This window comes from Agrobacterium sp. 22117 (genome assembly GCF_052045735.1).
GTDB classification, from domain to species: domain Bacteria; phylum Pseudomonadota; class Alphaproteobacteria; order Rhizobiales; family Rhizobiaceae; genus Agrobacterium; species Agrobacterium cavarae.
In genome coordinates this window covers 719,727-731,634 of sequence record NZ_JBQEPP010000002.1, presented here as the reverse complement: position 1 = coordinate 731,634, position 11,908 = coordinate 719,727, and the positions used below count along the sequence as shown (strand labels likewise).

Sequence of the window (11,908 nt, the reverse complement as noted above, 5' to 3'; positions counted from 1 at the left end):
AAAGCAAGATCGATTCGTTAAGATCGCCGGCTTGTCCCCAGGGTTTTTGACACCGCCTCGCGACACCGTTCGTCATGCCGATCACGGGCAAACGACAAGCCGGTTGAAGTCGCCACGAACGGAAACACCCTGCATTCCCTCATATTTTTTGCTGCTTATTGCGCTTTAAGCGTTTCAAAGGATCGAAAATTGCGTTAACGCAACCGCAGCCTCTTGAAGGTCATAAGTCCTACTTAACAATGGAACGAATATAATGACTGACGCGATATCGCCTGTATCGCCGACAGCTGACAAGCCGAACGATGTAAAGACAAATTCGCCTGCACGAGTTCTCACTGCCAGCCTGGTCGGCACGACCATCGAATTCTTCGATTTCTACGTTTATGCGACCGCAGCCGTGCTCGTGTTTCCGACGCTGTTCTTCCCCAACAGCGATCCGATGACGGCGCTTCTTGCATCCTTCGCCACCTTCTCGATCGCCTTCTTTGCCCGTCCGCTCGGCGCGCTGGTGTTCGGCCACTACGGTGACCGCGTCGGCCGCAAGACGACGCTCGTTGCGGCTCTTCTGACAATGGGCATTTCCACCGTCGTGATCGGTCTTCTGCCGTCCTATGAGACAGCCGGCGTTCTCGCTCCGCTGCTGCTGGCACTATGTCGTTTCGGTCAGGGCTTTGGTCTTGGCGGTGAATGGGGCGGTGCCGTTCTTCTGGCAACGGAAAACGCGCCTCCCGGCAAACGCAACTGGTATGCCATGTTCCCGCAGCTTGGCGCACCGGTCGGTCTCTTCCTGTCCTCCGGCATCTTCTGGCTGCTTCTGCATGTCATGTCGAATGAAGCGCTGATTTCCTGGGGCTGGCGTATTCCATTCATCGCTTCCACGCTGCTGATCGCCGTTGGTCTGTGGGTCCGTTTCTCCATCTCGGAAACACCTGCCTTCCAGAAGGCCATCGACAAGCATGAGCGCGTTGCGGTTCCTGCCAAGGAAATCTTCACCAAGTACAAGCGCAGCCTGTTCCTCGGCACCTTCGTAGCGCTCGTCACCTTCGTGCTGTTCTACATCGCAACCGCCTGGCTGCTGTCCTACAACGTCAAGGTTCTGAAGATCCCCTTCCTCGACGCGCTGGAAATCCAGATCCTCAGCGCCGTCGTCTTCGGCATCTTCATTCCGCTGACCGGCATCGTCGGTGACAAGGTCGGTCGTCGCCTGTCGCTGATCGTCATCACGGTCCTGATTGCCGCCTTCTCCTTCCTGCTTCCGGTTCTGCTGGGCGGCGGTGAAGCAGGTGTTGCGATCTTCGCAGCTTCCGCCATGGCGCTGATGGGTATGACCTACGCGCTGATCGGTGCAGCACTCGCGGCACCCTTCCCCACCAGCGTGCGCTACACCGGCGCGTCGCTGACCTTCAACTTCGCAGGCATCGTCGGCGCCTCACTCGCTCCTTACATCGCGACGTGGCTGCAGACGACTTACGGCATGGCAGCCGTCGGCTACTATCTCGGCCTTGCTGCCGTCATCACGCTGATCTGCATCCTGGCCTCCGGCAAGGACGAAGTCTAAGGACCACGGACAAGCGGCGCACCATCACGGATGCGCCGCTTGCCCCTGAATCAAGCTCACAAAAAAGCCCGCGAAGTTTCTGACTCCGCGGGCTTTTCTTTGATTGCTAATGACGGCGCTTATGCGCCGAGAAACGGCTCGACTTCCCGGCCCGGCATGAAAAGTCCGAGGCGCTTGATTTCCCATTCAAGACGAATACCCGAATTTTCGAAGACCCGCTTGCGCACGGCTTCACCAAGATATTCGAGATCGTAGCCCGTCGCGTGACCGGTATTGATCATGAAGTTGCAATGTAGCGACGACATTTGTGCGCCGCCGATCACCATGCCGCGACCACCCGCCTCGTCGATCAGTTCCCAGGCGGAATGACCTTCCGGGTTCTTGAAGGTCGAGCCGCCCGTCTGTTCGCGGATCGGCTGAACCGTCTCGCGGTGATGACGCACAGCGTCCATGTCGGCCCGGATCTTCGCACGGTCTTCCGGATAGCCCTCAAACAGCGCACCGGTAAAAATCAGGTCCTTGTCCGCACCCGAGTGGCGGTAGCTATACTGCATATCGGCATTGGAGAGCACATGGCTGTTGCCCTTGCGATCCAAAGCATAGACTTCGACAACGCGATCGCGGGTCTCGCCACCATTGGCGCCGGCATTCATGCGCAGCGCGCCGCCGATGGAGCCTGGAATGCCATAGTAGAAATGGAAGCCGCCAATGCTGTTGTCCATTGCCATGGCAGCGATATGCTTGTCCGGGCAGATGGCACCGGCCTTGATGCGGTTCTCGCCTGCAAGCTCCACCTGACCGAAACCCTTGGCGGACAGACGTACGACCACGCCTGGAATGCCGCCATCACGCACGAGCAGGTTGGAACCGACGCCAACGACTGTCAGCGGCACATCGTCCGGCAGAAGCTTGAGGAAAGTGATGAGATCATCCGTATCGTGGGGCTGGAACATCAGTTCCGCAAGACCACCGGCCCTGAACCACGTCACGCGATCCATTGGCGAGTCCGGCGTCACACGTCCTCTTAGTTCCTTTACTCCGTCGCCGAGCCTTCCCAGCAACTTTACCCCATCCACCTGTCTCATGCAGACTTTCCTGAAATGCTATCCAATTCCGAGGGCAGCGCTGCCGCCCACTGCGTAATATTACCAGCCCCCAAGAGAACCACGAAATCACCCGGATTCGCAATGGCTGCGACCGTCTTTGCCAGATCGTCCCGCGAAGCGAGGTATCGGGCATCGCGATGTCCCGCAGCTCTGGTTGCGGAAACCAGCGTCTCGGAGTTCACGCCCTCAATGGCATCTTCACCCGCAGCATAGACCGGAGCAAGAAGAATCGTGTCCGCATCGTTGAAGCAATGGGCGAAATCCTCGAAAAGGCTCGACAGGCGCGTAAAGCGGTGAGGCTGATGCACGGCGATGATACGGCCCTGGCAGGCCTCACGTGCGGCCTTCAGCACCGCCTTGATTTCCACCGGATGATGACCGTAATCGTCGAAGACCTGAACGCCATTCGATTCTCCCGTCAGCGTGAAGCGACGCTTGACCCCGCCGAAAGATCCGAGCCCCTTCTTGATGTCGGCCTCTGAAATGCCAAGACGGTTGGCAACAGCGATCGCCGCCGTGGCGTTCGAGATATTGTGACGGCCGGGCATCGGCAGGACAAGATCCTTGAAGGAAAACACCTTGCCCGTGCGGCGGCGGCGGATCTCCACGTCGAAGACGGACTTCGTGCCGTCGATACGGACATTGGAGAAGCGCACATCGGCCTGCGGGTTCTCACCATAGGTGATGACCTTGCGGTCCTCGATCTTGCCGACCAGCGTCTGCACTTCTGGATGGTCAAGACACATGACGCCGAAGCCATAGAATGGCACGTTTTCCACGAACTGGCGGAAGGCCTCACGCACGGCATCGAAATTGCCGTAGTGGTCGAGATGCTCCGGGTCGATATTGGTCACGACCGCAACATCGGCGGGAAGCTTCAGGAAGGTGCCGTCGGATTCATCGGCCTCCACCACCATCCACTCACCCTCGCCCATGCGGGCATTGGTGCCGTAGGCGTTGATGATGCCGCCATTGATCACGGTCGGATCGAGATTGCCGGCTTCCAAGAGCGTCGCCACCATGGAGGTCGTCGTGGTCTTGCCATGCGTGCCGCCAATGGCAATCGCATTGCGAAAGCGCATCAGTTCGGCCAGCATTTCGGCACGGCGAACGATCGGCAGGTGCTTTTCGCGCGCGGCAACCAGTTCCGGATTGTTCTTCTTGATGGCGGTCGACACGACGACCACTTCCGCGTCACCCAGGTTTTCGGCCTTGTGACCGACGAAAACTTCGATGCCCTTGTCGCGCAGACGCTGCACATTGGCGCTGTCTGCCTGATCGGAACCCTGAACGCGATGGCCGAGATTGTGCAGCACCTCGGCAATACCGCTCATGCCGATGCCGCCAATTCCGATGAAATGGACAAGACCGATGGCTTTCGGCATCTTCATGGATGCACTCCTTCATTCTTCGATTTGAATTGCTGAACACTTGTCCCCGCGGCGATCGCCTCCACAAGATCGGCAAGGCGCTTGGCGGCATCCGGCTTGCCGGTGGCCTTGGCGGCGGCGGCAGTCTTCTCCAGTCGTGCTGGGTCGTTCATCGCGTCTGCCAGCAGGGCAGAAAGTGCTTTTGGCGAAAGCTCGGGCTGCTTGATGACGCTGGCACCGCCAGCGGCAGAAAGGGCCGCCGCATTGGCCGCCTGATCGTGATCGAGAGCGTGCGGATAGGGAACCAAAACAGATGGACGGCCGATTACGGAAAGCTCCGAGACGGTCGAAGCGCCGGATCGGCTGATCACCAGATCTGCTTGCGCGAGCCGTTCGGCCATATCACCGAAGAAGGGCGAGATATCCGCCTTCACGCCGAGCTTTTTGTAGGACTCGACGACGCTGTCCTTGTCCTCGACCCGCGCCTGCTGGGTCAGTTTGATACGGTTGCGCAGATCGTTGGGCAACAGGCAGATCGCCGCCGGGACAGCAGCCGAGAAAAACTGCGCGCCCTGGCTTCCGCCAAATACCACGAGGTTGAAATCTTCACCCGCCTGAGATGGCGTGTAGGCAATCTCGGCAGCAGACAGCACCGCAGGGCGGACAGGGTTGCCCGTCATGACGATCTTGTCACCGAACTCGCCCTGGTTCTCCGGCAGGAAGCCACCGGCGATCGCCTTCACCCGCTTTGCCAGCGCCTTGTTGGCGCGACCCATGACAGCATTCTGTTCATGCAGCAGCGAAGGAACACCCATGCCGGTCGAGGCGAGAAGCGGCGGCACTGTCGGATAGCCGCCGAAGCCAACGACGGCAACCGGCTTCAAGCGCGTCATCAGCTTGCGCGCAGAGCGAAGACCGGTCCAGAGCGTGGCAAGCGCCTTGATGACGCGGATCGGGTTCTTCGAGCCGATCGTCGCAGACGGCACGACGTGAATTTCGTCGGCAGGAAATTTGCCCGCATAGCGCTCGGCGCGGCTATCGGTCACCAGATGCACGGAGTAACCGCGCGCCTTCAACTCGTAGGCAAGTGCCTCTGCCGGAAAAACATGGCCGCCGGTTCCACCGGCGGCAAGCAAAACGATACCCTTGCTCATCACTCTTTTACTCCGCAGGAAGACCCGCGCCGACGCGGAAGAAGCTGCGCTCCTGTGCGCGCTTCTCGGGCCTGTGTCGTGTCAGCGCCAGCAGGAAGCCAGCCGTCACGCATATCGCCATCATCGAAGAACCGCCATAGGAAATCAGCGGCAGCGTCATGCCCTTGGCCGGCATGAGTTCGAGATTGACGCCAATATTGATCATCGACTGGATACCGATCTGAAGAACCAGACCTGCCACGGCAAAGCGGACGAAATCGTCCTTTTCCTTGAAGGCGTGGCTTAAGCCCCGCAGCACGATGAAGGCGAAGATCGCAACCAGGGCCATGCAGAAGACGATACCGAACTCTTCCGCAGCAACGGAGAAGATGAAGTCGGTATGGCTATCGGGAATGATGCGCTTGACGATGCCTTCACCCGGTCCCTGGCCGAACCAGTCGCCGCGAATGATCGCTTCACGCGCCGTGTCCACCTGGAACGTGTCGCCCTCACCCGTCCAGAAACGGTCGATACGACCCGCAACGTGTGGCAGCATCAGATACGCGGTGACGATACCACCGACACCAAGACCGCCGAGCATGATGATCCAGAACCACGGCACACCAGCCATGAAGAACATGCCGCCCCAGACGACGGATGTCAGAATCGTCTGCCCGAAGTCCGGCTGTGCAATCAGAAGGGCTGCAACAATGCCGAAGGTGATGATGGCGAAAAGATTGCCGGGGATTTCCGGATGACGAGCCCGCTCGGCGAAGAGCCAGGCGCAGACAATGACGAAGGCCGGCTTCATGAATTCGGACGGCTGGATGGAAAAGCTGCCGATCGAAATCCAGCGGCGGGCACCCTTGACCTCGATGCCGAAGAACAGCGCGAAGATCATCATCAGCAGCGAGGCGATCAACAGCACGATGGCGACGCGCCGCACCTGGCGCGGCGACAGAAACGACAGACCGATCATGATCGCCAGCGACGGGACGATGAACATCGCCTGGCGCTCGACGAAGAAGAAGCTATTGAGACCGATGCGCTCGGCAACTGCGGGGGACGCAGCAAAAGACAACATCAGGCCAATGCCGATGAGAGCAATGAAGGCCGCCAGGAAAAAGCGGTCGATTGTCCAGAACCACTCCGCGACTGGACCGCGGTCAGTACGGCTTACCATGTCTTCAGTGCTCCTTTTGCACTTCCACCAGCATCGTCACACCATCGAGTGCAGCGACGTGGGAAACGAACGAATCACCACGTATTTCAAAATTCTTATATTGATCGAAACTTGCGCAAGCCGGGGAGAGCATCACGACATTGCCGCTCGCACCATCGGCAAGGGCATCGGCCGCGGCATGCTGTACCGCTTTGTCCAGCGTACCGGAGATCTCGTAAGGCACCACCTCACCCAGCGTCGCAGCAAATTCCGCCGCCGCCTCGCCGATCAGATAGGCCTTGGCGATGTGGGGAAAGAGCGGTGACAGGCTGGTGATGCCGCCGGCCTTGGGCAAGCCGCCAGCAATCCAGTAAATCCGGTCGTAGCTCGAAAGCGCCGGTGCCGAAGCGTCTGCATTGGTGGCCTTGCTGTCATTGATGAAGGTGACATTGCCACGCCGCCCGACAGGCTGCATGCGATGCTTCAGGCCCGGGAATGATGTCAAGCCTGCCCTCACCTCATCGTCGGAGATGCCGACCGCCAGGCAAGCCGCAATCGCAGCGGCCGCGTTCTGGGCATTGTGGCTGCCGCGCAGCGTCTGGATACCGTCAAGATCGACGAGCAGCGACGACGTGCCACCCGCGGCCTTCATGACCCGGCTGCCTTCGGCATAAAGCCCGTCCGCCACGACATTGCGCTTGGATATCCGGGTGACGTTGACGCCAGCACGTTCGATGCGGTCCGCAATCAGCGTGCAGTAGCTATCATCGACGCCGACGATGGCGGTATCGCTTCCTGCAACGAGACGCTCCTTCACATCGGCATAGTGCTGCATCGTGCCGTGGCGATCGAGGTGATCCGGCGTCAGGTTGAGCAGAATACCAGCGGTCGGGTTCAATGTCGGAGCGAGATCGATCTGATAGGACGAGCACTCGACGACATAGAAGCGTTCTGCTTTCGGCGGGTCGAGGCTGAGAACGGCCGTGCCGATATTGCCGCCAAGCTGTGTATCGCGGCCTGCCGATTTCAGAATGTGCGCAATCAATGCCGTCGTGGTGGATTTGCCATTGGTGCCGGTAATGGCGATGAAAGGGCACTTCGGCGCATGAGCGCGGCGTTCGCGAACGAAAAGCTCGATATCGCCAATCACCTCGACGCCCGCCGCCTTGGCAAGATCGACAGACCAGTGCGGCTTCGGATGCGTCAACGGCACGCCCGGCGCCAGCACGAAAACGGCAAGCTTCGACCAGTCCAGCGTGCGCAGGTCAGCAGTCGGGATACCCTCGCTTTGCGCCTTCGCAACACTGTCGGGGTTGTCATCAAAGGCAATGACATCGGCGCCGCCGGCGACCAGGGCCTTGGCGGTCACGAGGCCGGAGCCACCAAGACCAAAGAGAGCAACCTTCTTGTCCGCAAGTGTGGTGACGGGGATCATCGCTTACCTCAGCTTCAGCGTGGCGAGGCCGAGCATGGCGAGACCGACGGAGATGATCCAGAAGCGGATGACCACCTGGCTCTCCGTCCAGCCCTTCTTTTCGAAATGGTGGTGGATCGGCGCCATCAAAAACACGCGCCGTCCGGTGCGCTTGAACCAGAACACCTGGATGATGACGGAGAGCGTCTCCATGACGAAGAGACCGCCGACGATCACCATCACGATCTCATGTTTGACAGCGACGGCGATGGAGCCAATCAGGCCACCAAGCGCCAGAGAACCGGTGTCCCCCATGAAGATGGCAGCGGGCGGCGCATTGAACCAGAGGAAGCCAAGACCGGCACCGATTACGGCACCGACGATCACCGCAAGCTCACCGGTTCCGGGCACGAAATTGATCTGGAGGTAGTTCGCAAAGATCGCATTACCGACGAGATAGGAAATCACGCCGAAGGTCGCAGCCGCAATCATCACCGGCACGATGGCAAGACCATCGAGACCATCGGTCAGGTTGACCGCGTTACCGGCCGCCACGATAACGAACGCGCCGAAGAGAACGAAGAAATAGCCGAGATTGATCACGAATTCCTTGAAGAAGGGAAAGGCGACCGAGCTTCCAAGCGTTCCGCCATGCGGTGCCGTCGCAAGCGCAATCTTCATCATGAAAAAGGTGGCGATGGCAGCAATAACGAATTCGATGCCGAGACGCGCCTTGCCGGAAAAGCCCTTGTCGCTCTGCTTGGTCACCTTCAGGTAGTCGTCGTAAAAGCCGATGGCGCCAAAGCCGAGCGTCACCAGAAGAACCGCAACCACATAGACATTCGACAGATCGCCCCAGAGCAGCGACCCGCCAAGAATGCCTGCGAGGATCATTAGGCCGCCCATGGTCGGCGTACCGGCCTTCTTGAAGTGGGTCTGCGGGCCATCGGCGCGGATCGGCTGACCCTTGCCCTGGCGAATGCGCAGCGAATTGATGATGGCCGGTCCAAACAGGAAGACGATGAGAGCGGAGGTGAAGAGCGCTGCACCCGCCCGGAACGTGATGTACCTGAACAGGTTGAAGATTTGAATTTTGTCCGACAGTTCAACGAGCCAGATCAGCATGTTTGCCCTTTCGAAAGGCGGTCGAAGCGGCGGGCGGGAGGTAATGCCAGCGCCGCTTCAAGGTCCTTGTTTCCGTATCGAGCGCAGAAAGCCGAAAAATTCGGGCTTTCAGGCTTCCTAATTCTGGCGCTCCGTCTCGGGGAATGCCGGATACTTGTCAAGAAGAGCCGAGACAATCTTGCCAAAACCGATGCCAAGTGACGATTTTATCATTACCACATCGCCCGGCTGCACCCATTTCAACACGAAGTCAGCCAGCTCAGCGGTCGTCGGGAACCAGGACACATTGACGCTTTCGGGAAGCGCATCGCGAAGATGCGCCATCGATTCTCCGGCAAGCCACACATGTTCGATGCCGGCAGAAAGGATCGGACCGGATAGCTCTTCATGCACCTCCGCGGTAAACTCGCCCATCTCGAGCATGTCGCCGAGAACCGCAATGCGCCGTCCGTTGCCGCGCACTTCCGCCTGCGCCAGGAGCGCGATCGCCGCGCGCATGGAGGCCGGGTTGGCGTTATAGCTCTCGTCGATCAGGAGGAATGACCCATCGCCAACCGACAAGCGGTGGCGCTCTCCCCTGCCCTTGACGGCTCGAAGATTGCCGAGCGCATGGAAAGCGCGATCGAGGTTGGCACCGGTCACAGCGACGACGCCAAGGGCAGCCATGGCATTTTCTGCGACATGACGACCCGGCGTACCGATGTTCAGCTCGCTGGTCTCGCCATTGATGATCGCCCAGATGGTCGAGCCATTCGGCGTGCTTTCGAAATCTGCAAGCCGGAAATCAGCCTTGGCATGCTGGCCGAAAGTCAGAATATGGTCGATGCCGACATGAAGTGCTGCCGCCTCCAGCCGCTCGAACTGCGCATTGTCGCGGTTGAGGATCACCGCACCGCCGGGCAGAACACCCTCGAAAATTTCAGCCTTTGCGTCGGCGATCTCTTCGAGACTGTTGAAGTTGCCGAGATGCGCCGCTGCAATGGTGGTTATGATCGCCACATGCGGCTTCACCTGCTTTACCAGTGGACGAATTTCGTTCGGATGGTTCATTCCCACTTCGAACACGCCGAATTCGGTATCGGCGGGCATACGCGCCAGCGTCAGCGGCACGCCCCAGTGATTGTTGAAGGACGAGACCGCGGCATGCACCTTGCCCGATGGGGCCAGCACCTGCCGCAGCATTTCCTTGGTCGTCGTCTTGCCCACCGAGCCGGTAACCGCAATGATGCGTGCTGAGGTCCTTTCACGCGCAGCAATACCAAGCTTGACGAGGGCGGAGAGAACGTCATCGACGACGATCATCGGCACCGTCAGGCGTCCAAGTGCCGGCAGCTTGGCCTCGGCGACAACCATCAGGCTCGCGCCATTGGCAACGGCAAAACTTGCATAATCATGGCCGTCGACCCGGTCGCCCTTGATGGCGAAGAAGGCTTCACCCTGCTGCACCGTGCGGCTGTCGATGGAAATGCCCGTGATACCTTGCGGCAGATTGCCGACCGGACGTCCCGACGTAACGGCAATCATGTCCGCAACTGTCCATAACCAGTTCAAATCTTCAATCCTTCCAGCGCCGAACGCACCTGTTCATGGTCCGAAAACGGCAGTGTTACGCCGCCGATGATCTGACCTTCCTCGTGCCCCTTGCCCGCAACGATCAATGTGTCTCCATTCCCCAGCATCGACACGGCATGGCGGATCGCCTCTGCGCGGTCTGCGATTTCCATTGCACCGGGCGCCGCCGCCATGATCTCGGATCGAATGGTGGCAGGCTCTTCGGAGCGTGGGTTGTCGTCCGTGACGATCACCACATCCGAAAGCCGTGTTGCCACCTCGCCCATGATTGGACGCTTGCCCTTGTCGCGATCACCGCCGCAGCCAAACACAGTGATGATGCGGCCCGAGGTGAAGGGACGCACCGAGCTCAGAACATTTTCCAGCGCGTCGGGCTTATGGGCATAATCCACATAAGCCAGCGCGCCATTCTTCGTCTGTCCGACGAGTTCGAGACGACCGGCAGCACCGATCAGCTTTTCCAGCGCCTTCATCGCCACCGATGCGGACACGCCGGTCGACATGGCAAGACCCGCCGCGACCAGTGCATTAGCAACCTGGAAATCGCCCGCAAGCGGGATATCAACTTCGTGGATTGCACCTTCGTGATGCACCTCGATCATCTGCTTATGGCGGAAGTGCTCGACACGCTTCAACGCCAGATAATCGCCCTTACGGCCAACCGTGCGCACATCGTGACCGGCCTTCGTCGCCACCTCTATCGCCTGAGCCGACCATGGATCGTCGGCAAAGATGACGACGGGTGAGCCCTTCGGAAGCAGCGTATCGAACAGCCGCATCTTCGCGGCCATATAGTCCTCGACCGTTGGATGGTAATCCATGTGGTCGCGACCGAGATTGGTAAAGCCGGCAGCAGAGAGTTTCACGCCATCCAGACGACGTTGATCAAGACCGTGGCTGGATGCTTCCATTGCCGCATGGGTCACGCCTTCCGATGCCAACTCAGCCAGAAGCGCATGCAGCGAAACCGGGTCGGGCGTCGTCAGCGAACCATATTCTTCGCGGCCGGGCGCAATCACACCGGTCGTGCCGATCTGCGCGGCTGGATGACCAGCGAAAGCCCAGATCTGTCGGGTGAAGGACGCAACCGACGTCTTGCCGGCCGTGCCGGTGACGGCAACCATCGTCTCAGGCTGCTTCCAGTAGAAGCGGGCAGCGGCAAGCGCGAGATACAATCTTGGATCGGAAACGACGAGAACCGGCACATCTGCGGAAACGGGCTGGCCCGAAACGATCGCGGCAGCACCCTTGGCAACCGCGTCCTGCACGAAGGTCGCGCCATCCGCTTTGTTGCCGGAAACGGCGACGAAGAGCGCGCCCGGCTCAACCTTGCGGCTGTCCGCCGTGATTGAGGTGATGGTCAGCGCTCCGGCATCTGCGCGAAGCAATTCATTCAGTTCCGGAAACGACTGTCCCGATAGATCTCGCAAATTCATTGATGTGTCCGTCATGTCCCCCCGACGCGAAT

At 59.5% G+C, this 11,908-nt stretch carries 9 protein-coding genes; 1 reads left to right on the top strand and 8 read right to left on the bottom strand.

The features are described from left to right. Positions 1-253: 253 nt before the first annotated feature. Positions 254-1,558: an MFS transporter gene (locus ACTJKV_RS07885; protein WP_062426525.1), complete on the top strand. Its 1,305-nt coding sequence runs from the start codon at positions 254-256 to the stop codon at positions 1,556-1,558. A gap of 119 nt (positions 1,559-1,677) precedes the next feature. On the opposite strand, the gene murB is transcribed toward ACTJKV_RS07885, so the two are convergent. The 8 genes from murB to ACTJKV_RS07845 form a co-directional block, all read right to left on the bottom strand. Next, positions 1,678-2,643, bottom strand: coding sequence for a UDP-N-acetylmuramate dehydrogenase (gene murB, locus ACTJKV_RS07880; RefSeq protein ID WP_062426524.1), 966 nt, complete (start codon positions 2,641-2,643; stop codon positions 1,678-1,680). Beyond that, positions 2,640-4,055 carry a UDP-N-acetylmuramate--L-alanine ligase gene (gene murC / locus ACTJKV_RS07875; RefSeq protein ID WP_062426523.1) on the bottom strand — a complete coding sequence of 472 codons (1,416 nt, stop codon included), beginning with the start codon at positions 4,053-4,055 and terminating at the stop codon, positions 2,640-2,642. The genes murB and murC overlap by 4 nt, the downstream gene beginning before the upstream one ends. Further along, positions 4,052-5,188, bottom strand: coding sequence for an undecaprenyldiphospho-muramoylpentapeptide beta-N-acetylglucosaminyltransferase (gene murG, locus ACTJKV_RS07870; RefSeq protein WP_274102185.1), 1,137 nt, complete (start codon positions 5,186-5,188; stop codon positions 4,052-4,054). The genes murC and murG overlap by 4 nt, the downstream gene beginning before the upstream one ends. Before the next feature lie 7 nt (positions 5,189-5,195). Beyond that, positions 5,196-6,350, bottom strand: a complete 1,155-nt coding sequence (ftsW, locus tag ACTJKV_RS07865) for a putative lipid II flippase FtsW (protein ID WP_062426521.1) — start codon at positions 6,348-6,350, stop codon at positions 5,196-5,198. A gap of 4 nt (positions 6,351-6,354) precedes the next feature. Then, positions 6,355-7,764: a UDP-N-acetylmuramoyl-L-alanine--D-glutamate ligase gene (gene murD, locus ACTJKV_RS07860; RefSeq protein WP_274102184.1), complete on the bottom strand. Its 1,410-nt coding sequence runs from the start codon at positions 7,762-7,764 to the stop codon at positions 6,355-6,357. Positions 7,765-7,767: 3 nt separating this feature from the next. Beyond that, entirely contained in the window at positions 7,768-8,868 is a 1,101-nt protein-coding gene (gene mraY / locus ACTJKV_RS07855; RefSeq protein ID WP_062426519.1) for a phospho-N-acetylmuramoyl-pentapeptide-transferase, read from the bottom strand. 117 nt (positions 8,869-8,985) lie between these two features. Continuing rightward, complete coding sequence (locus tag ACTJKV_RS07850) at positions 8,986-10,419, bottom strand: UDP-N-acetylmuramoylalanyl-D-glutamyl-2,6-diaminopimelate--D-alanyl-D-alanine ligase (protein ID WP_274102183.1); 1,434 nt, start codon at positions 10,417-10,419, stop codon at positions 8,986-8,988. After that, positions 10,416-11,876: a UDP-N-acetylmuramoyl-L-alanyl-D-glutamate--2,6-diaminopimelate ligase gene (locus ACTJKV_RS07845; RefSeq protein ID WP_274102182.1), complete on the bottom strand. Its 1,461-nt coding sequence runs from the start codon at positions 11,874-11,876 to the stop codon at positions 10,416-10,418. Before ACTJKV_RS07845 ends, ACTJKV_RS07850 begins: the two co-directional genes overlap by 4 nt. Positions 11,877-11,908 lie beyond the last annotated feature (32 nt).